19 protein-coding genes are annotated in these 22,790 nt (G+C 31.2%); 6 read left to right on the top strand and 13 right to left on the bottom strand.

Going from position 1 to position 22,790, the window contains the following annotated elements:
• Positions 1-724: 724 nt before the first annotated feature.
• From L1S47_RS19995 to L1S47_RS19985, 3 genes are all read right to left on the bottom strand, one after another.
• The gene (locus L1S47_RS19995; protein WP_238886765.1) at positions 725-928 is read right to left on the bottom strand and encodes a cold shock domain-containing protein; all 204 of its coding nucleotides are present in this window, start codon (positions 926-928) and stop codon (positions 725-727) included.
• 39 nt (positions 929-967) lie between these two features.
• Complete coding sequence (locus L1S47_RS19990) at positions 968-1,915, bottom strand: patatin-like phospholipase family protein (RefSeq protein ID WP_238886763.1); 948 nt, start codon at positions 1,913-1,915, stop codon at positions 968-970.
• A gap of 171 nt (positions 1,916-2,086) precedes the next feature.
• Positions 2,087-2,902: a pyruvate, water dikinase regulatory protein gene (locus tag L1S47_RS19985; protein WP_238886761.1), complete on the bottom strand. Its 816-nt coding sequence runs from the start codon at positions 2,900-2,902 to the stop codon at positions 2,087-2,089.
• A gap of 169 nt (positions 2,903-3,071) precedes the next feature.
• Between L1S47_RS19985 and L1S47_RS19980 the strand changes: the two genes are divergently transcribed.
• Positions 3,072-3,824 carry a signal peptidase II gene (locus tag L1S47_RS19980; RefSeq protein WP_238886759.1) on the top strand — a complete coding sequence of 251 codons (753 nt, stop codon included), beginning with the start codon at positions 3,072-3,074 and terminating at the stop codon, positions 3,822-3,824.
• Between the two features lie 56 nt (positions 3,825-3,880).
• Positions 3,881-4,549 carry an undecaprenyl diphosphate synthase family protein gene (locus L1S47_RS19975; RefSeq protein WP_238886757.1) on the top strand — a complete coding sequence of 223 codons (669 nt, stop codon included), beginning with the start codon at positions 3,881-3,883 and terminating at the stop codon, positions 4,547-4,549.
• Positions 4,550-4,603: 54 nt separating this feature from the next.
• On the opposite strand, the gene L1S47_RS19970 is transcribed toward L1S47_RS19975, so the two are convergent.
• The 4 genes from L1S47_RS19970 to L1S47_RS19955 all read right to left on the bottom strand — a co-directional run bounded on the left by L1S47_RS19970 (position 4,604) and on the right by L1S47_RS19955 (position 8,046).
• Complete coding sequence (locus L1S47_RS19970; RefSeq protein WP_238886755.1) at positions 4,604-5,275, bottom strand: ABC transporter ATP-binding protein; 672 nt, start codon at positions 5,273-5,275, stop codon at positions 4,604-4,606.
• 12 nt (positions 5,276-5,287) lie between these two features.
• Positions 5,288-6,451: an FtsX-like permease family protein gene (locus tag L1S47_RS19965; protein WP_238886753.1), complete on the bottom strand. Its 1,164-nt coding sequence runs from the start codon at positions 6,449-6,451 to the stop codon at positions 5,288-5,290.
• A 137-nt stretch (positions 6,452-6,588) separates the two neighbouring features.
• Complete coding sequence (locus tag L1S47_RS19960) at positions 6,589-7,401, bottom strand: pirin family protein (protein ID WP_238886751.1); 813 nt, start codon at positions 7,399-7,401, stop codon at positions 6,589-6,591.
• A 9-nt stretch (positions 7,402-7,410) separates the two neighbouring features.
• Positions 7,411-8,046, bottom strand: coding sequence for an FMN-dependent NADH-azoreductase (locus L1S47_RS19955; protein ID WP_238886749.1), 636 nt, complete (start codon positions 8,044-8,046; stop codon positions 7,411-7,413).
• Between the two features lie 160 nt (positions 8,047-8,206).
• On the opposite strand from L1S47_RS19955, the gene L1S47_RS19950 reads away from it, so the two are divergent.
• On the top strand, positions 8,207-8,518 hold the full coding sequence (locus L1S47_RS19950; protein WP_202769026.1) for a helix-turn-helix domain-containing protein: 312 nt from the start codon (positions 8,207-8,209) through the stop codon (positions 8,516-8,518).
• A gap of 30 nt (positions 8,519-8,548) precedes the next feature.
• On the opposite strand, the gene L1S47_RS19945 is transcribed toward L1S47_RS19950, so the two are convergent.
• Positions 8,549-9,391, bottom strand: coding sequence for a CPBP family intramembrane glutamic endopeptidase (locus L1S47_RS19945; RefSeq protein WP_238886746.1), 843 nt, complete (start codon positions 9,389-9,391; stop codon positions 8,549-8,551).
• Between the two features lie 218 nt (positions 9,392-9,609).
• Here L1S47_RS19945 and L1S47_RS19940 point away from each other — a divergent pair, with 218 nt between their 5' ends.
• Positions 9,610-10,143: a sigma-70 family RNA polymerase sigma factor gene (locus tag L1S47_RS19940; RefSeq protein ID WP_238886744.1), complete on the top strand. Its 534-nt coding sequence runs from the start codon at positions 9,610-9,612 to the stop codon at positions 10,141-10,143.
• 9 nt (positions 10,144-10,152) lie between these two features.
• On the top strand, positions 10,153-11,550 hold the full coding sequence (locus L1S47_RS19935; protein ID WP_238886742.1) for a DUF4179 domain-containing protein: 1,398 nt from the start codon (positions 10,153-10,155) through the stop codon (positions 11,548-11,550).
• Positions 11,551-11,595: 45 nt separating this feature from the next.
• Here L1S47_RS19935 and L1S47_RS19930 read toward each other — a convergent pair whose 3' ends face one another.
• The 4 genes from L1S47_RS19930 to glnA form a co-directional block, all read right to left on the bottom strand.
• Complete coding sequence (locus tag L1S47_RS19930) at positions 11,596-13,077, bottom strand: glutamate synthase subunit beta (protein ID WP_238886740.1); 1,482 nt, start codon at positions 13,075-13,077, stop codon at positions 11,596-11,598.
• Positions 13,078-13,092: 15 nt separating this feature from the next.
• Entirely contained in the window at positions 13,093-17,676 is a 4,584-nt protein-coding gene (gene gltB, locus L1S47_RS19925) for a glutamate synthase large subunit (RefSeq protein WP_238886738.1), read from the bottom strand.
• Positions 17,677-17,816: 140 nt separating this feature from the next.
• Positions 17,817-18,377: an ANTAR domain-containing response regulator gene (locus L1S47_RS19920; protein ID WP_202769020.1), complete on the bottom strand. Its 561-nt coding sequence runs from the start codon at positions 18,375-18,377 to the stop codon at positions 17,817-17,819.
• 21 nt (positions 18,378-18,398) lie between these two features.
• Complete coding sequence (gene glnA / locus L1S47_RS19915) at positions 18,399-19,730, bottom strand: type I glutamate--ammonia ligase (RefSeq protein WP_238886734.1); 1,332 nt, start codon at positions 19,728-19,730, stop codon at positions 18,399-18,401.
• Between the two features lie 458 nt (positions 19,731-20,188).
• Between glnA and L1S47_RS19910 the strand changes: the two genes are divergently transcribed.
• Positions 20,189-21,046 (top strand): DegV family protein, encoded by an 858-nt coding sequence (locus tag L1S47_RS19910; RefSeq protein ID WP_238886731.1) that lies wholly within the window; start codon positions 20,189-20,191, stop codon positions 21,044-21,046.
• A gap of 60 nt (positions 21,047-21,106) precedes the next feature.
• Here L1S47_RS19910 and L1S47_RS19905 read toward each other — a convergent pair whose 3' ends face one another.
• On the bottom strand, positions 21,107-22,636 hold the full coding sequence (locus L1S47_RS19905) for an alpha/beta fold hydrolase (RefSeq protein ID WP_238886729.1): 1,530 nt from the start codon (positions 22,634-22,636) through the stop codon (positions 21,107-21,109).
• Positions 22,637-22,790: the final 154 nt, after the last annotated feature.

Below are 22,790 nucleotides of genomic sequence, written 5' to 3'. Positions count from 1 at the left end.
GACTTAAGTTTATTTCTAAATCTTACTTCATTTCCTCTGTTTAATTTTCAAAGACCATTTTGTTTGTTTTATCCCGTGTCTCTTAGGGACAAGTAGTATCTTACCATGTGTAAAATATAAAGTCAACACCTTTTTTATGTTTTTTTTAATAAAACTTTAAAACACACCTTATAAATACTCTACATACACATATTATTTGTTTATAATCCACTAGTTACTCATAATTATTCACTACGTCTATAGGATATATTATGTCATACTAAAATGAAATTATGCATACAATATATTTATAGGACTTCTCACTAAACATTGTATGTTTAATATGTTGAATTTCAAAAGAGAAGTTCCTAAATATAAAGGAGTCATTAAATAAACTATAACCACCAAAAAAATACTTCACCCTATTCATATTTGATCAAAAGACTTCAGACGGAATGTATAAAAGCTCAACTAATTACTAGATTGACTTTTCTTATAGAGCATCTTTGCTTGGTTTAAAGATATATTAAAGGATTAAATGTTTCACTTACAAAACACACCAAATATTAAAACTTATCAACCCAACACATATAAGAGCTATAATATTAGATAAAAATATTATAGTTTTCTATAAACATAGTTACTTATGACTCCTTCCCTATAGACTTCTCTATAGGGTTCTTTTTATTTATGAAATTAATTTAACTGAAGTGTATTTCTACTTCAGTTAATTAATATTCACAAATTACATTTTTTCAACGTTAATAGCTTGTGGTCCTTTACCCTTCTGTACTATATCAAATGCCACAGACTCACCTTCGTGTAATTCTTTGTCCCCTTGTATTTCTTTTACTTGTGAAAAGTGTACAAAAACATCATTTCCATCATCTGCAGAAATAAATCCATAACCCCTTTTAGTATCAAACCATTTAACTACTCCATTTATCATTGCATTCAAAACCTCCAGAAACATATTTCAATACATAATTTACCCATTAATATCTTCTTTATTCTTTGTTATATCATCTTTTTCTAATGTCTTTTTGTTAAATATCAACTTTGACTTAACTAGTAAATCTTTTCCAATGCTTATTATTGTTTCTTTAGGTGCTTGCTCCCTCTTATAATTTGCTATCTCCATTATAGGCTCTAACAATTCAAATGTTTCCATGTACCCTTCACTAATTTTTCTTTTTATATTAGTGACGTTAAAGTCTAATGTTTCTGAGACTGAATCAGTTATACTTCTAGGTGATATTTCAATTATTTTAGTCTTAGGAAATAAGTGCCTTTCTACAACAAAGTCTTTGTTTAAATTAACAACTATTATAATATCGCACCCTTCTCCATACAGTGGTTGAATTGGTGTATTATCTGCCATTCCTCCATCTAAATACCTATTTTCATAAATTTCTTCACTTTCATAAATCATCGGTATGGCTGAAGTAGCTAATAAAATATCTTTAATTGTTGAAATATCATAATCATTTAATCTAAAATATCTTGGTGTAAGATCTGGCATTTTACTGCATGTTACATAGCAACTTTTTTCATTTTTTAATATAGTGTCAAAGTCTATAGAGTTATCCAAAATTTCAAGAAGCCCACTTCTTGAAATATTCCCTTGCTCTAACACTGTTGGAATATACTTCTTTATAAATTTCATATTTTTATTGCCAATTGCTATAAGTGTCCCTCTTTTGAGAAGATCAAAATTACTAGTTGGCAAAATTTTTTCTTTTGAAATATTTAACCAAACTCTCTCAGCTAATTCTATATTACCACTTAAGAACATTACTGAATTTAGTGCGCCAATAGATGTGCCCGAAACTGCTGATATATATTTATCTATTCCAAGCTCTATAAATGCCTTCCAAACACCTATTTGATATGCTCCTCTAGCTCCCCCTCCAGCAAAAACAAGTCCAATTTTCATAAAAATACCCCTTTATTCAAACATGTTACACTATTATTTTATCCACATTTATATTTTTGCTATCTAAAAATGATTAAAAATAATTAAAAATAATTAAAAGGTAATTAACTCTAGTTACCTACTAGTATTAATTACCTTAATATGTGCTTATACTATTTTATTTTCTATGTATTAATTTTCCCTTGAATTTCTTCCAATTGCTTCTATAATTATTAATGCAGTATCCTCTATTGCCCTTTGTGTAACATCAATCTTTTTACATCCAACTTTTCTCATAATTCTATCAGCAAAGTCAAATTCCTCTAATATTCTAGCATCACTTGCATATTCAATATTTGATGATATTCTATGGAACTTATCAAGTCTCCTTTTTCTGATTTCTATAAGCTGAAGTGGATCTATTGTTAGACCAAAAATTTTTTTCTTATCTACTTCAAATAATTCATCTGGCACTCCAACTTCAGGAACTAAAGGAATGTTTATTGCTTTAATACCTTTGTTTGCTAAGTACATGCATAGTGGTGTCTTTGAAGTTCTTGATAATCCTAGCAATACAACATCGGCATTTTTTAGCCCTCTATAATCCTTACTATCATCATATTGCATTGCAAACTCCATTGCTTCTATTCTCTTGAAATATATTTCATCCGTCTTCCACATGGCTCCTGGATTATAATCCGGAATAGTGTTAAGTATACTTGCTGCAACATTTATTATAGGTCCCAATACATTAATAATATTAATATTTCGTTCCACACATTTTTGGGTTAGATATTCCCTAACATTCACTGTTATAACAGTGGAAACTGCCATACAAGTATTCTCTGAATTCTCTATAACCTTTATTACCTCATGGACATCCTCTAGTGTCTTTACATACGGTATTCTCTTAACCTCTACCTCTTCCTTAAATTGGCTTGCTGAAGCATTTGCAACCTGTGCAGCTGTTTCACCGATGGAGTCTGATATCGCATAGATTGTTAACATTTAAAGCACTTCCTTCCAAAACGTTTTCTTTTTCATCATAGTCTTATTTTATATTAATATTTTTATAGGTTCAATGTTTATAATTTTTCTACTATATGTGTCATAAATATCTAAAATGTTTCTTCTTTATGATATAATATCCTCATATATTGTTTTGGAGGATTATTATATGAACAAAAATAAGTTAGTTGCAATAGGAATACTTCCAATAATGTGGCTTGTATATTTTGCTTTTGAAGTTATTACAGGTAGGGTTAATGATTTTTATACAGTAATAATGAATTTATTAGTCGCTGTTTTATTTGGGTTTATAGGTCTCCTTGTATATTCAATAGGAGCAAAAAATAATGTAGGTCTTAACTCTAAACAGCTGTTAATTATATTTCTAATTCTATTCACTATTGAGCAGGGTTCAAAGTTAATTATCAAATTTAATTTTTTTAACTATAATATAACCCTAATAAAAGACTTTTTATATTTCTCTCCAATTATAAACACACAAGGTTCCTGGTTAAACGCTCGTTTTGGAGCAGGTGTTAGTTTTGGAGCATTAATTGTATTAAACATTCTGGCTTTAATTTTTTTCACAGAAATTTATAGATACTTTACTCACAATACCAAAAAAGATTTTTGGATTGATATGAGCTATATCTTTCTTATTACTGGTTGTATCTGTTCACTTATTGATAAGTTATTCTATGGAGGAAGCCTTGATTTTATAGGCATCAGTGATTTATTTGTAGCTGATATAAAGGATATGTATATTAACCTAGGAATTTTATTCTTATTTTTAGGTATATATTTAAATGGTTATCTATCTGACAATGGTAAAGAATCAACCTTCAAAGAAGATATTCAAGGTTTAAAGAAATTTTTAGTATTTATGATTAATGATATAAAGGGATTTATATCAAAAAATTAATATATTTCTGATGATTGGAAATACTTTCTTATATACAATATAAGGAGGTATTTTTTATGAACATAAATAAACTGAAAAGAATTCCCTCACACATTGGAATAATACCTGATGGCAATAGACGATGGGCTTTAAATAATAATAAGGATAAACATGAAGGCTATGAGTTCGGAATTGATCCTGGATTTAAATTATATGAAACTTGTTTAGCACTAGGAATTAGAGAGCTTACTTTCTATGGCTTTACAATCGATAATACTAAAAGACCAGCAGTCCAAACAAAAGCATTTCAGAAAGCTTGTGTTGATGCTGTTATGAAACTTTCTAATAAAGATGCAAATCTTTTAGTAGTAGGAAATTCTGATTCGCCTCTTTTTCCTAAAGAACTGTTACCTTACGCAAATAGAAGGGTTCATTTTGGAGAAGGTCTTATAAATATAAATTTCTTAGTTAATTATGGTTGGAACTGGGATCTATCCTATAACAAGAAAAATCACTCAAGTAAAAAGACTTCTAACCTTTTTTCTTCAGTTGCCTCTTCTGATATATCTAGAATAGACTTAATAATTCGCTGGGGTGGTCGTCGAAGATTAAGTGGTTTCTTACCTCTTCAATCAGTATATTCTGATTTTTATATAATAGATGATTATTGGCCAGACTTCAGGGAAGAACATCTATTTGAAGCCCTTAATTGGTATCAAGACCAAGACATTACCCTTGGAGGTTAGTACTTAATAAAATAAGGAAATAGGTCTCATTCCTATTTCCTTTAACTTACACTTTTAATTAATTATTCTTCCATCACTAATTTCTATAACCCTATCTGTCTTCTCAGCAATTCTATTGTCATGCGTTATTATCATGAATGTTGTTTTCATATTAGTATTAATATCCCTAAATAACTCATATACTTCTCTAGTACTCTTCGTATCTAAATTTCCAGTTGGCTCATCAGCTAACACTATGCTTGGGTTATTGATTAATGCTCTTGCAATTGCAGTTCTTTGCTGTTGTCCTCCTGAAAGATTTCCAGCATATTTATTCATATAATTTTTTAATCCAACTAAATTCAACAACTCTATAGCGTGATCTTTAGCCGCCTTACTAACTTTCATTCCTGATATTTCATAAGGCATCAGCACATTTTCAAGTACTGTAAACTCTGGAAGTAGATAATGAAATTGAAATACAAATCCAATTTCTTTATTTCTTAGATCTGCTAAATCTTTTTTATTTAGGGAAGATATATCCTTACCATTAATTGATACGCTTCCTGTACTTGCTTTGTCTAATGTGCCTACAATATTCAATAATGTACTTTTCCCGCTACCACTTTGCCCTATTATTGATACAAATTCGCCTTTTTCTACATTTAACGTAATATCATAAAGTGCCTGTGTCTTTATATCTTTTCCATATATCTTATTTACATTATATAACTCAATCACCTTCATACTAAATCCCTCCTAATTATTTCTAATGACTTCAATTGGATTTAACTTTAGTGACCTTCTAGCTGCTAAAGTTGCTGCTATTAATGAAGCTAATACAAATATACAAAATGAAAATACAATAAGCGTTAGATTAACACCACCACTTACTATAGGTGTTCCATCTGAGTTTTTTACGAATGCCGTAAATATCTTAAATAATCCTAATCCTAAAAATAATCCTATTGTTGCCCCTAATATTCCTAATATAAAACCTTGATTTAAGAATATAAGTGCTGCACTCTTGTCTCTTATGCCCATTGCTTTTAATATACCTATTTCCTTAGATTTCTGCATAACGGAAATTGCCAAAACTCCAGCAATTCCTATGACTACAGATATAATTATAAATACCTGAATTGTTGTACTCGAAGATTTTTGACCACTAATGGCACTTAGTAAAGATGCGTTATCACTTTTCCAATTATTAATTATAAGTCCCTTAGGTATTTCTTTCGATAGATCATCACTTATCACGTCTGCATCAAAAATCTTATTATCATCAAGTTTTGTTTCTATAGAGGATATTTCTCCTTGTCTATTTACCTCTTCTTGTATATAACTTAAACTTCCAACAATCCAACTTTTGTTCAACTCAGCCACACCATAATCAACAACTCCTGATATCTTCAAGGTTAGTTCTTTTTTATTAGACATAACTAAAATTAGGTCATCTCCAACACTCTTTTTAAGTTTTTCCAAGAGAGTTTTACCTACTATAATCTCATTATTATTAACATCTACATTCCCAGTTACTAACTTATCTTTAATTCCATATATATCTGCTGCTGACAAGGAATCTACTCCCTTTAATAATACTGCTTCATTTCCTTCTCCGTTCTTAACCAATCCATTTACATCTAATGATTTTGATATTTCACTAAATACTCCTAATTTTTTCAACATATCAATATCAACATCAGTTTCATTAAAATATGGGTTATTGTTATTATCACTTCTAATTGTTACTTGAGAAGTTCCTCCCAACGTCTTGTCTATTAAGTCCTTCCCCAAGTTATTTATAAGTGTACCTAAAAATACTTGAACTGCAACTCCTACTGCTATCCCAAGAGTTATTAATATGCTTTGAACTTTACTCTTTTTTATAAATCTAATTGCAATCTTTAAACTAAGTTTCATATCAAGCACTCCTTTTGTTCAACTTAATCTTATAAGCTATTATCTTAAGATTATCATCACTATAACAATGAGTCAATAATTATTATTTGTTAATAATTCATAAAGAAACACCCCTACGTATAACGTAGGGGTACCAACTAAAAGTTTCCAAAATTAAAATCATCAATTGTTTGCAATATTTCATCCATTGTATTCATTATGAAGGGACCATATTTAGCTACGGGTTCATTTATTGGGTTACTATTTATGAATAAAAATCCTGAAGCTTCACTTGAATTTACTTCTACAACTTCTTCATCATTTATAACAGCCATATCACCTTTATTAACCTTAACTATACTACCATCATTTAAGGATACTTGGACTTTACCTGTGTGGACATAAATTAATGTAGTACCTGAAACTTCTTTCACAAACTTACCTTGCTTGATATTTACATCAAAATAATTAATTTCTTGAAAGGTTTCTACTACACCTTTAGTATTCTTAAAATCTCCACTAATTACTTTTACTGTGACATCGTCATCTTCAAACATCGGAATTATCTCTGAGGAAATGTGCCTATATTTAGGTTCTTGCATCTTTAATTCTTTGGGTAAGTTAATCCATAATTGATATCCCCAAAGCTCTCCATCCTTCATAATCGGCATTTCTTCATGGAGTATCCCTTTTCCTGAAGTCATCCATTGAACATCTCCAGCATTTAATATTCCTTCATTACCTTTTGAATCTCTATGTCTAAAGGAACCTTTCACCATATAGGTAATAGTTTCAATCCCTCTATGCGGATGCATTGGAAATCCTGCCATATAATCAGCCTTATCTTCACTTCTAAATTCATCTAATAAATAGAATGGATTTGCATCTTCTAAATTAGATGTTCCTATCAGTCTATTTAATGAAACTCCTGCCCCATCTTTTACTTTTTGACCATTAACCACTTTAATCATATCTATCACCTAAAATCTCTTTGCAACTTCAACTATATCTCTTTTTGCTTTCTCAATAATCTCATCTTTTCTATCTGGATATTGATTGTGTCCTTCTACGTAGAATGTTTCTGCATCATTTATTCCTATAAATCCTGCTACTGCCTTTATATAGTTTGCTCCATGCTCAAATACAGCTGCTGGACCTTCTGAAAATACGCTTCCGCTAGCTTGAATATGAAGAAGTTTCTTTCCTTCTAACAATCCCACTGGACCAGCTTCAGTATATCTAAATGTTTTTCCAGCTACACATATTGTATCTATATATGCCTTAACTATTGGTGGTACTGAAAAATTCCAAACAGGTGTAGCAAATACATATTTATCATATTCTAAGAATTCATCAGTTAATTCATTAAATCTTACAAGCTTCTTCTTTTGATCCTCTGTAAGACTACTAAAATCTGCCCCTGCTGCTAAGCTTCCCCAAGCTGCAAATATATCTTCATCTATTAACGGTATATATTCTTTATAAAGATCTAGCTCCTTAATCTCATCTTGTGGATTTACTTTCTTATATTCATCTATGAATATCCTTCCCACTGTTAAAGAATTTGATGCACTCTCTTGTAATGGATGACCTTTAATATATAATACTTTACTCATTTTTATATCTCCTTTTAATTCATTTTCTTGTTGAGAATTATTATCTCTTACTTTATGTAAGTATAATATCAAAAGTAATATACTTTTGTCAAGTAATAAACTAAGAAAAGTTATTTACTTTTTTAAGTAATGGTTTTACAATAATAGTGAGGTGATAATTATGGGAGACACTCATCTTTGTCCCAAATTTGAAAAGGCCTTTGAGCTTTTAGGCAAAAAATGGATAGGTTTGATAATAAATGGTTTATTAAACGGCCCTAGACGATTTTCTGACATTCGTAGCTTAATACCAGAATTAAGTGACAGAGTTTTAACTGCCAGATTCAAAGAATTAGAAGCTGAAGGAATTATTGAAAGAAAAGTATATCCAGAGACTCCAGTTAGAATAGAATATAATCTAACTGAAAAAGGTCTTGCGCTACAAAAAGCCATGAGTGAAATTCAAAAATGGGCTGACATATGGATAAAATAAAAAAGATAGGAGAGATCTCCTATCTTTTTTCTATAAATCTGATTCTACAACCATTATTTCCACTTTTGTTTTCTTATAAATGTATCTTAAAATTATTCCAGTTATTATTGCTCCAAGTATTATATATCCTATTACAAACCATGATGTTTTATCTAATACATATGGCATTACAAACACACCTAAGAGGTTAAATGTCATATGAACTATTATATTACTCCAAAGTGACTTGGTCATTTGATAAATTAATCCTAAAATACAACCTAGTATCGCTGCATATATGCCTTGTAATAGATTTAAGTGATAAATACCAAAAAGTACTCCTTGAGCGATTATTGCTGGAATTACTGGCATTGATTTTTTAAACTCATTAAATACTATTCCTCTAAATAGTATTTCTTCAAAAATTGGCGCTAATATCGTAATTGCTAATGCTGATATCATTGAGCCATTAGCTGCTTGTAAGGTATCTGATACTTCCTGATAACTTGGGAAAAATTGCACTAACATTCCTACAAGAGAAACTGAAAATGCCGATAAAGCAATTGTTAGCGGTATTAAACTTAACCCAGCCTTTAAATTAAAAGCTTTAAATCTACATCTCACGAATAGATTTTCTTCTTTGTTTCTAAACATAAGTACATATATCCCAAATGTTACAATTGCAGCTATTAATGCAATAATATATGCTTGTCCTAAGAATTCTTTTTGAAAAGTATCTGCAATATTATCATAATTTCCAGAACCAAATTTATTGATGTTAACCGCTACATATACTATGCCATATATAAAAGCAATAGCAACTTGCGCTATTAGATATATTCCTGCATACCCTATAGATTTTAAAATTGATATAAAAATATTTTTGATTCTCATGTAACCCCACCTTTTAATAAATTTCAATTAATTTTCTCATATACCTTCTATTTGTATTCCCCCTAATGCTAACTTATGATTTGATATAATTATACCATATATTTACTTATGGAAACATTTGATTATTTTTTTATCTTGTGAACATTTATACCATATGGTCTGTCTAATAGATATAAAGACTCTTAGCTAAGACTTTTATATATACTGGAGGAAATAAGATGCAATTAGTTACTACAATTGATAAAGCTAACACAACAGAATTGGATGTACGTCTCGCAAAGAAAGGTGATAAAGATGCCTTTGTTAGATTGATAGATAATAACAAAACATCCATGTATAGAATTGCCTTAAGCATCCTTAGGAATAAACATGATATTGAGGATTCAATTCAAAATACTATAGTAAAGTCATTTCAAAGTATTACTTACTTAAAGAAGGATGAATATTTTAAAACTTGGCTTATAAGAATTTTAATTAATGAATGTAAAAATACAGTGACTAAAAATAAAAAGATAGTTAATCTAGACTTTATTGATAATTCTGAAAGCATTTCTCTAGATTCTTCTAAGCTAGAACTTACATCCGCTATAAATTCATTAGAGGATGACTTGAGAATAGTAACAACATTATTCTATTTTGAAGATATTCCTCAAAAAGATATTGCAAAGCTCCTTAATATTCCTGATGGAACTGTTCGATCTAGGCTTTCTAGAGCAAGAAGTAAACTCTATGAAATATTAAAAGATTTATAGGAGGTATTTATGAAAGACGATTTAATATTTGATGATATTTTAAAAGATAAAGCAAAGAATGAAATTCTTTACTTACCGGATGAACTAGAGATAAAGATAAAAGATTCTTTAAAAACACTGCCTGCTAGAAAGAATGTAAGTAGTAGATTTTTAAGGAAAGCATCTATGCTTGCAGCTATCACTCTTATTTCGACTACATGTTTAAGTGCTGCTTTCCCTGCTTATGCTAGAAGCTTACCTATAGTTGGTTCGGTATTTCAATTTTTAAGTGATAAAAACTTAATTGATAGAGATTATGTTAAATATAGTTCTGATCTTAATCTTTCAAAGACATCAAATGGAGTTACAGTTACTATAAACAGCATATCTTATGACGGCTTAGAGCTTGGTATAGCATATACTGTTGAAAGTAAAAACGAGTTAAATAATAGCCCCCATATCTTTGAGAAAGATTTTAAAATTAATGGAGAAAAAGTAAGTTTCTCTTCAGGCGGAACTGGCAGCTTTACAAATAAAAACACCTATGTTGGTATAGAAAACTTTTCAACATCCAGAGATTACCTTCCAGCTGCATTAAGAAATACTATCTTAGGAGGAAATGTTACCTTACCTGATAATTTTCTAATGGATTTAGATATTAAAGAATTATTTCAAGGAGTTAATGGAGATTGGAACTTTAAATTCAAGGTATCAACTGACAAAGTAAGTAATAATATTACTAAGGTACCAACATCTATTAATTTATCAGAACTTCAACCAAACTTAACTGTAAACCAACTTGTATTAACCCCGCTTAATACTGCATTAAGAACTTCATCTGATGCACTAACTTCAAATGATTCTCCTATTGATTATTTTGCTTTTGATGACAAAGGAAGAGTTATTGGATTTAAAGGAAATACTGGAGTCGGTAACAAGACTAAAGAAATAAACAAAAATTGCATGGAATATATCTTTAATAATGTATACGAAGATACTAAGGCTATAACCTTTATACCTGCTATTCCATCCAAAGAGTTTCAAAATACTCTTAGCAACTCTAACTGGAACTTTGATGTAGTTTCTAAATCAACACCTCTAAACTTGAAAGGAATCACTACCTTAAGCGAAGGAAAACTCGGAGATTACAAAGTATCAAAAATTGAAAATACTAAAGATTCAACTTTAGTTTATTATGAATGCACAAACTTTATTGCTGCGATGGGACCATATTCCTTAATAATAGAAGATGCAGCTGGTAAAAAATATTCCTTAGAAAAGGACGTTGTAAAAGACTTAGGAAATAATCAATTTGTAGCAAAAATAGATTCTCTTCCTGACAATACTACTTACACTTTAAAAGCTACTGACTTAGAAAAAGAATATACCCTTAGAGAAGATTTAAATTTTACTATTAATATAAAATAAAAAAGAGGCTAAATTTAGCCTCTTTTTATATTACATTGCTTCTAATTAAAGTCCTGTATAACCCATTAGGTATTCATCTACAGATTTAGCAACTGCTCTTCCTTCATTTATAGCCCAAACTACAAGAGATTGGCCTCTTCTTGCATCTCCAGCTGTGAAAACTTTATCTACATTTGTTTTAAACTTTCCATAACCTGCTTTTATATTTGTTCTAGCATCAAGTTCAACTCCAAAGGCATCAGCTACATAGTTTTGAGTTCCCAAGAATCCCATAGCTAAAAGTACAAGTTCTGCCTCCCAGTCTCTTTCAGAGCCTGGTACTTCTACAGGTATAAATGCACCTTTATCATTCTTTTCCCACTTAACATCAACTGTTTTAACCTTTTTAAGATTACCTTCTGCATCCCCTTCAAAGCTCTTAACATTTATTGCATACTTTCTTGGATCATCTCCATACTTTGCAACAAACTCTTCTTGACCATAATCCACCTTAAGAATTCTTGGCCATTGTGGCCATGGATTATTTTCTGTCCTTTCTACTGGTAACTTATTCATGATTTCAAATTGGACAAGTGATTTTGCCCCATGTCTTAATGATGTACCAACGCAGTCAGTTCCAGTATCCCCTCCACCAATTACTATTACATTCTTTCCTTTTGCAGAAATATAATTTCCATCTTTAAGTTCAGAATCTAATAAACTCTTAGTATTAGCTCTTAAGAAATCAACAGCATAATGGATCCCTTTAAGCTCTCTGCCCGGAGCTTTTAAGTCCCTAGGATTTGATGCACCAGTTGCAAGAACGACAGCATCAAAATCTTTTAAGATATCACTAGCAGCATAGTTTTCCCCAATATTTGCATTGGTTACAAACTCTACCCCCTCTTCCTTCATAAGGTTAACTCTTCTATCAATTACTGATTTATCTAACTTCATGTTTGGTATTCCATACATTAATAGTCCACCAATTCTATCATGTCTTTCAAATACAGTAACATTATGACCTCTTTTATTTAAAGTATCTGCTGCTGCAAGACCTGATGGGCCTGAACCTATAATCGCAATTTTTTTATCAGTTCTAACCTTAGGAGGTTCTGCTTTTATCAGTCCTTCTTCATACGCTCTATCAATAATAGATCTTTCATTTTCCTTAATTGTAATAGCAGGGCCATTAATTCCAGCTGTACATGCTGCCTCACAAGGTGCAGGACATACTCTTCCAGTAAACTCTGGGAAATTATTTGTCTTTAATAATCTCTTAACAGCTTCTTTCCATTTCCCTCTATAAATTAAATCATTCCACTCAGGAATAAGATTGTTTATAGGACATCCTGATACCATACCATTTATCATGATACCAGATTGGCAAAATGGAATACCGCAATCCATACATCTTGCTCCTTGTATTTCTTGCTTTTCCTTAGGCAGGCTGGTGTGAAATTCTTCCCAGCCCTCTAATCTTTTTAAAGGGTCAATATTTTTCCCCTCTTCTCTTTCAAATTCTAAAAATCCAGTTGGTTTTCCCATAATTTTGCCTCCTTCCTATTTATTCTTTCCTGTTTTTTCATAGAATGCTGCAATTAATGCTTCTTCTCCCTTAAGGCCTTGTGCTTCTTTCTCTTTAACGATACTAAGCATAGCCTTATAGTCATGAGGCATAACCTTATGGAATTTAGGTAATAAGTCTTCAAAATTATCAAGTACCCATTTACCTTTTGATGATACAGTTGCTAAAACATGTTCCTTAATTATTTCTTTAAGTTCTTTTGCCTCTTCTGCATCGACTTCTTCTAGTGAAACCATTTGTAAATTAACCTTGTTGCTAAAACTTCCATCTTCATCTAAAACATAAGCAACTCCGCCACTCATACCTGCCGCAAAGTTTACACCTGTAGGTCCTAATATAACTGCTTTACCTCCAGTCATATATTCACAGCCGTGATCCCCTACCCCTTCAACTACTGCTATAGCACCTGAGTTTCTAACGCAGAATCTTTCTCCAGCAATACCGTTTATGAAGGCTTTACCACTTGTTGCTCCGTATAATGCAACATTTCCTATAACGATATTTTCTTCTGCTTTAAACTTACTTTGTTCATTTGGATAAACAATTAATTTACCACCTGAAAGACCTTTTCCAAAGTAATCATTAGAGTCACCTTCTATTTCTAGAGTTAACCCCTTAGGTACAAACGCACCAAAACTTTGTCCTCCAGATCCATTACATTTAATTCTTATAGTATCTTCTTCTAAACCTTCAGATTTATACTTTCTTGTTACTTCCGAACCAAGTATAGTACCTACTGTTCTATTAACGTTAGTAATATCTACTTCAACAGATACTCTTTCTTTGTTCTTTAAAGCTTTTTCTGCTATTTTTAAGAATAAAGTACTATCAATAACTTCATTTAATTTATGGTTATATGCTTTGTCAGATTTAAAGCTTATAGCCTTTCCTTTTTCAACTGCAGGAGCATTTAATACAGCCCTTAAGTCTACTTTCTTAGCCTTCCAGCCTTTAATATCTTCCTTTGCCTTTAACTTATCAAATCTTCCAACCATCTCTTCTATAGTTCTGAATCCAAGCTTAGCCATATATTCTCTAAGCTCTTCAGCTATAAACTTCATGAAATTTACTACATAGTCTGGATTTCCCTTAAATCTTTTTCTTAGTTCTTCATTCTGAGTAGCTATACCAACCGGACAAGTATCCAAATTACAAACTCTCATCATTACGCAACCAAGAACTACAAGTGGTGCAGTTGCAAAACCAAATTCTTCTGCTCCAAGTAATGCTGCTATAGCAACATCCTTACCAGTCATAAGTTTTCCATCTGTCTCAACTACAACTCTTTCTCTAAGATTATTCATTACAAGAGTTTGATGAGCTTCTGCAAGACCTAATTCCCATGGTAATCCAGCATGTTGTATGGAAGTTCTTGGTGATGCTCCTGTTCCCCCATCATATCCAGATATTAAGATAACATCAGCTCCACCTTTAGCAACTCCAGCAGCTATTGTTCCTACTCCACCTTCTGAAACAAGCTTAACTGATACTCTTGCTCCAGTATTTGAGTTTTTAAGATCATAGATAAGCTGAGCTAAATCTTCAATTGAATAAATATCATGATGTGGTGGTGGTGAAATTAATCCAACCCCTGCTGTTGATCTTCTAGTTCTAGCAACCCATGGATAAACCTTAGACGCTGGTAATTGTCCACCTTCTCCTGGTTTAGCTCCTTGAGCCATCTTTATTTGAATTTCTTTTGCACTAACTAAATATTCAGAAGTTACTCCAAATCTACCTGATGCAACTTGCTTAATTGCTGAATTTCTAGAATCTCCATTTTCATCTAGAATCCATCTTTCTGGATCTTCTCCACCTTCTCCAGTATTAGATTTTCCACCTAATCTGTTCATTGCTATTGCAAGTGCCTCATGCGCTTCCTTAGAAATAGAACCATATGACATAGCCCCTGTTTTAAATCTCTTAACTATAGAATCAACTGACTCTACCTCATCAATTGATATGGACTCTCCTGAGTAATCAAAATCAATTAAACCTCTTAAGTTTAATGCTGATTCTTCTCTATCTAATAACTTTGTATATTCCTTAAATAGAGTATAATCGCCTCTCTTAGTAGCTTCTTGTAACTTGTGTATAGTAAGAGGATTATATAAGTGTTCCTCTGCATTACTTCTATATTTATGGCTTCCAACTGAATCTAATGTTAAATCTAATGTCAATCCTTTTTTATCATAACCGTCCTCATGTCTCAATTCAGCTTCTTTTTGTATTTCTTTGATGCCTACTCCACCAATTCTGCTTATTGTATTAGTAAAGTATTTATCAACAACTTCTTCTCCAACACCTAACGCCTCGAATATTTGAGCACCTTGGTATGATTGAATTGTAGAAATACCCATCTTAGAAAGTATTTTAACTATTCCTTTAAGAACAGCTTTATTGAAGTTATATACTCCTTTTTCATAAGAAATATCTAGTAATCCTTCTTCTGATAACTCTCTAATAGATTCATAAGCTAAATATGGATTTACTGCAGAAACTCCGAATCCAAGTAATGTAGCAAAATGATGAACTTCTCTTGGTTCTCCACTTTCTAATATTAATCCTAATGAAGTTCTTGTTCCTTTAGAAACTAAGTGTTGGTGCAATCCTGAAACTGCTAATAACGAAGGTATAGCAACATATTCACTATTTACTCCTCTATCACTTAATATGATTAGGTTAAATCCTTCTTTATATGCTTCATCAGCTTCATTGAATAAATTATCTAATGCTTCTTCTAACGCATTTTCCCCTTTATCCTTCTTAAACAATATACTTAGCTCTTTAACTCTAAAACCATCTCTATTAATATGCTTTATCTTTAAGAAGTCTTCATTACTTAAAATTGGTGAATGCAACTTAATTTGTCTACAATTTTCTTTTGTATCTTCTAATAGGTTGCCTTCAGTTCCAATAAACACATCTGTAGCCGTAACTATTTCTTCTCTTATAGCATCTATTGGTGGGTTCGTAACCTGTGCAAATAATTGTTTAAAGTAATTAAATAGAGGTTGTGGTTTTTCAGATAAAACTGCAAGAGGTGTATCAATACCCATAGCTGCTAATGGTTCTTCTCCATTCTCCGCCATTTTTAGTACAGTATTTTTTAAATCATCATAAGTAAATCCAAATGATTTTTGAAGTCTTGCTCTTTCTTCTTCATCATATACATTTACTTCTTCTCGAGTTTCCTCTAAATCTTCTATCTTAATTAACTTTTCTTTAAGCCATCTACCATATGGATATTCTTTTGAATACTTTTCTTTTAAATCTTTATCATCTATAAACTCTCCATTAACTGTATCTACAAGTAACATTTTTCCTGGAGTTAATCTATCTTTTAATACTATTTTTTCAGGTTCAACATCTAGAACTCCAACTTCTGATGAGAGAATTAAATAATCATCGTCTGTTACATAATATCTAGCTGGTCTTAATCCATTTCTATCAAGTACTGCTCCAAGTTTTTCACCATCTGTAAATACTATAGCAGCTGGTCCATCCCATGGTTCCATCATAGTAGCATAATATTCATAGAACTCTTTCTTTTCCTTGCTCATAACTTGACTTTTTGCCCAAGGTTCTGGAATAGCCATCATAACAGCCTTTGGAAGATCTCTTCCATTCATTAATAGGAATTCTAAAGTATTATCCAATATTGCTGAATCTGACCCTTCCTTATCTATTACAGGTAAAATCTTATTTATCTCATCTCCTAAAACTGATGACTTAAATCTAGATTCTCTTGAATAAATCTTATTAACATTTCCTCTAAGTGTATTAATTTCTCCATTATGAATCATATATCTATTAGGATGTGCTCTTTCCCAACTTGGGAATGTGTTTGTACTATATCTTGAGTGAACAAGTGCTAAAGAAGTTTGAACTTTAGCATTACTTAAATCTTTATAGAAACTCTTTAATTGAGTAGCTAAAAGCATTCCTTTATATACTATTGTTCTTGAGGAGAAAGATGGTATGTAGAATGTTTCATCATGCATCTTTGGATTTTTTAATGCCTTTTTCTCTATTTTCCTTCTTAGAACATAAAGTTTTCTTTCAAATTCTATACCTTTCTTTATTCCTTCAGGCTTTTTAACAATTGCTTGTAAAAAGTATGGAATACAAGAGAGAGCTGTCTTTCCCAAATCAGTAGAATTTGTAGGCACCTCTCTCCAAGCTAATAACTCTGTGCCCTCTTCTTTGAGAGTTTCTTCAAAAATCTTCTTGCCTTCTTCTCTCACATCTTCCTTTTGAGATAAGAAAAGCATTGCTACAGCATATTCCCCCTCATTTGGAAGAATTATTCCTAACTTTTGTCCTTCTTCTTTAAAAAATCTGTGTGGAATTTGAAATAAAACACCAGCTCCATCTCCAGTATTTTCTTCAGCCCCAATTCCACCTCTGTGTTCTAGGTTAACAAGGATATTTAATGCATCTTGTAGAACTTTGTGAGATTTCTCTCCTTTAATATTTGCTACGGCTCCAATACCGCATGCATCATGCTCAAAACTTGGGCTATATAACCCAGTTTTCTTTGGATAATAATTATTCATAAACATGGCCCCTTCCGTTAAATATCGCCTTTGATAATATATAGGAACAAACAGCGAGTACCTATACTAAAGTATATATACTCGCAAACACAATTACAATTAAAAATGGAACTAAACTTTTTGGGGTAAGTATCATGTACTTAAATTTCACTATTCAATATAGCCTTCGCAACATCACCCATCTTTTGTCCACTGTCCATGCTACTCTTCTGTATATATCTAAATGCTTCGCTTTCCGACATACCTCTACTTGCCATTAGCATTCCTTTAGCTTTCTCAATGAATTTTCTATCTTCAATAGTATGTTCTAATTTCTCTACCTTTTCCCGAAGCTTTATAATTCTTCTTTGGCTTTGAAATATCAAATCAACTGCATTTAAAAGTACTGGTTTTGATATCGGATTACTTATACAATATATATCAGTTTCTTCTTGGACGAAGGACTTATAAGGTTCATTTACTATAGCTAAGAAACTACAGTCTTCCCCAAGGGAATCATATACATCCATAATGGTCATATCAGACAGCTTATATCCTACTATTATTAAGCTAGGGTATTCTAGCCTGGTCCTTCTAATTAATTCATTTCCTGAAGCGCATGTCCCTATTACTGTATGCCCTTCAGCTTTTAAAATTAATTCAACCTTTCTTGCTGTCTCTAAATTGCCCAAAGCAATTATTATACCCCTACTAAAATCCATAGCAACTCATCCTATCTATTATTAATACTTTTTCATGTAGCTATCTAATTCCCATTGATGAACTTTAGTTATATATTCTTCCCATTCCTTTTGTTTTGCCTTTGTATAGTTCTTGTATACATGCTCACCTAAAGTTGCTTTAACCAATTCATTTTCCTTCATGTAGCCCACAGCTTCATGCAAATCTCCTGGTAATGCTTCTATCCCTGCTTCTTCTCTCTCTTCTTCTGTCATCTTGAATATATTACCATCCACTTCTGCAGGAGGAGTTAAATTCTTTTTAATTCCATCCAATCCTGCTGCTAAAAGGGTTGCTAAAACCAAATATGGGTTTGCACTAGGATCTGGACATCTTAATTCTATTCTTGTACCAGCTCCTCTTGCTGCTGGAACTCTTATTAGTGGAGTTCTATTTTTACATGACCAAGCAACATAAACAGGTGCCTCATACCCTGGAACTAATCTCTTATATGAATTTACTAATGGATTTGTGATCGCTGCCATTCCTTTTATATTTTCAATTATTCCTGCTATAAAGCTATATGCAGTCTTACTTAATCCATTTACATCCGCTTCATCAACAAATGCATTTTTGCCATCTTTATTTAACGACATATTTACATGCATTCCTGAACCGTTTATTCCAAACACTGGTTTTGGCATAAATGTTGCATGAACGCCATGTCTTTGTGCTATAGATTTAACAACTAATTTAAATGTCATTATATTATCAGCTGTGGATAAAGCATCAGAATATTTAAAATCTATTTCATGTTGTCCGGGAGCAACTTCATGATGGGATGCTTCTATTTCAAATCCCATTTCTTCTAATGCAAGCGTCATATCTCTTCTTGCATTTTCACCAGCATCTATTGGTGCCAAATCAAAATATCCTGCTTCATCATGAGTCTCTGTAGTTGGCTCTCCATCTGTGTCTGTCTTAAATAAGAAGAATTCACACTCAGGTCCAACATTCATTGTATATCCTAAATCCTCAGCTTCTTTTAAAATTCTCTTTAATATATTTCTTGGATCTCCTTCAAAAGGCTTTCCTTCAGGTCTATAAACATCGCAGATTAACCTTGCAACCTTTCCTTGTTGTGGTCTCCAAGGGAAAATCGCAAAAGTATCCAAGTCTGGTCTTAAATACATATCTGATTCCTCTATTCTAACAAATCCATCAATAGAAGATCCATCAAACATACATTCATTATCCAATGCCTTTTGTAGCTGACTATCTGTAATAGCTACATTTTTGAAAGTTCCAAACATATCAGTAAATTGAAGTCTTATAAACTTAACGCCCTCTTCTTCTACAATTCTAACAATATCCTCTTTTGAATATTTTGACATAAAAATCCCCCCCTCAATATATGCTCTACTTTTTTTCGTAAAAACGGCGCTCAACAGAACCACCTTCAAAAGATATTAAAGTAATTCTATTGAACGCCGTTGTCCAACTAATCTGTATTAATTATATTCTCATAATGATAAGAAATCAACACATTTTTTTGTTTTCTTCAAAAAATACACTTGCAAACCTAATTTTTTATCAATGTATTCCAGAATTTCTTAGTAAAGTGTTAAAATACATAATCATGATTGATAATCTGATAATTCCTATTAATTTATGTATCATTACAAAAATACTTCATAAATCCACATAATAATATACGTCATTAAATAATATTATAATAGATAATCCCTTATAGGTCTATTATTTATTATTTTACAATTAATGAAAACATATCAAAGGAGTGATAAAATTATAATAAGTAATAAATAATTTTTATATAAATGGAGATTTAATTATGGCTGTACAAATTATAACTGATAGCACTAGTTACATTGATGAAACTCTTAGAGCTTCATTAGGAATAAATGTAGTATCCTTAAATGTGTTGTTTGATAATGATAACTTTAGGGAAGTCAATTTAAAAAATGATACCTTTTATGAAATGATGGAGAAACGTGGTATTCCAACTTCTTCTCAACCTTCTGTTGAAGAAATATATACTTGTATGGAAAACATAATTAAAAAAGGTGATGAGATACTATGTGTATTTCTTTCCTCAAGTATGAGTGGTACATATTCTACAGCTCATATGGTTAAAGAAATGATTCTTGAAAAGTATGTTAACGCAAAGATTGAAATAGTTGATTCACGTTCAAATAGTATGCAATTAGGCTTCGCTGCAATTGTTGCTGCTAGAGCTGCAAAAGATGGACAATCTTTAGAAGAAGTCAAAACTATTACCCTGGAAAACACCAGAAGAAGTAGATTCCTTTTTATACCTGATAATTTAGTTTACCTAAAAAAAGGGGGAAGAATTGGTGGTGCTAGTGCATTAATAGGTAATATCTTAAAAATAATACCTATTTTGACTGTTGAAGATGGTAAAACTTCTATCGCTAATAAAATAAGAACTAAACGAAGAGCTAAATTAGAGATGGCTGATATGTTTCTAAATGATGTTAATAAATTTGGATTAGGAGAAGTAGCAATCCATCATATTAATTGTATTGACGAAGCTAAGGATTTGGCATTAATTCTGAAACAGAGCCTTAATGTCCAAGTACCTATATGTGATATTGGCCCTGTAATTGGATTACATGTTGGGCCAGGGGCAATTGGAATTGCCTACTATACAAAAAATCCATTAAGGTAATATATTACTAGTTTCAATAAATAAAGGGAGAATTTATATACATAACCTCTCCCTTTATTCTTATATAATAACCTCATCTACTTTGCCATCACCATTATAATCTAACTCCAACCAAACCTTCTCTTCGTAGTCCACATTGACATAAAGTCTAGAGCCCTTCATTAAATGAATTCTATCAAATTTATACAAATATCTTTCGTTTCCAATTGAAAAGTCAACTATTTGTTCTTCGTGAGATTTAATCTTTATAATTAATTCTTGAGCTTCTCCTGTTCCTACAAAAATTGCTTGAGCTCCTATTTTTCCTACGATATTTACTTTGAATTCTTCTTGCCCATAAATTCTATATCCATAAAACTCATCCTTAATTATTTTAGTAACGTTATAAATTTCATTTCGTCCACTAAATATTTTAATATCAACATCTCCTGCAAAAACAAATTTCATATTTTTCTTCCCTATAGTTTCCTTCTCTCTTTCATCATTATTAACTATAGCTTTATCTGAGTTAATGAACTTAATAATTGTATCTAATATTTTATCATTCTCAACTAAATCCTTATGACTTACTTCATAAGCTTTAATTACTCTATCATTCTCTTTATTATTCATAATTGCACTTAAAAAAGGCACTACCCCATCACCTTCTTTTGAATATCTGGGCTCTACAGCTTTTATAGCTCCCATTATATTATTACTATCTATTATTTTTATTGCATCTATCGTATTTATATCAATACCAACTATAATTTTATAATCCAAATCTTCTATATAATTAAAGAAATCTTTTATCTCTTTATGAAAATTTAATGCCTTCTCAAAAAGACTATTATTAGATATAGTTTCTATGAACTTTTTTGTTTTTTCAACATTATTATATTTCTCTTCCTCATCCTGCCAAAAATAATCATACCAGTGATCCAACTCTTCATCTGTAGTTAGTAACCATGGCTTATTTATCGTAAATTGCTCATTAGGAATAAGCTGATATATACTTGGGTAATTATATAGAAGTTCTTTTATATTTCTTGATATAAAAGATAATGAGGCCTGCTCTATTATCCCTTCTATATCCTTTGATAGAATATTAATTTTTCCATTATACAAACATTGTACTGCGTCTATTGATCCCCAATATGGAGTCCCAAGTGTAATTAACTTATCTATCTTATTTTTCCCATACTCAATTATATATTTAGCCGCTATAAGACCTCCCATACTATGTGCTATGATAATTACTTTTTCAAATTTATCAATAAGTTCTTTTAAAAATATTACATTTTTACTATTGTCTAATCTCCAATCATAGGCAAAAAATTGAATTTTATAACCTTCACCTAATTTTTCTTCTAATGTTGTAATTAATTTTTTATAACTATCTTTAGCTCCGTATTCATCTTCCCCATTATTTGGTTCTATAGGTTTTATTGACTCGCCTTCTTCATTACAATGCAATTCTCCATTTAATAAATAAATTAACTCCATAATCCCAAATGGGCCTTTTTCAGTTACCCAAACTATATTATTATTTTCTGAATTCTTCAAATTCGAACCCATTATACCAGGTATTACTATTATCGCTTTATCCATTTTCCAATCCAAATTATTATTATCCCTTTATAGATATATTCTTTGAATGATTTTACTGTTCACCTAAATTTAAAAGAAGAGAAACTTTTATGGACTATAAATCATCCATAAAATTCCCTCTTCTTTCTGTAATGTAGGGTTTTTGATAGGAAAC

Origin of the sequence: Clostridium sp. YIM B02551, from assembly GCF_022324735.1 — a bacterium.
GTDB lineage: Bacteria > Bacillota > Clostridia > Clostridiales > Clostridiaceae > Clostridium_T > Clostridium_T paridis.
This window is presented reverse-complemented; position numbering and strand designations above follow the sequence as displayed.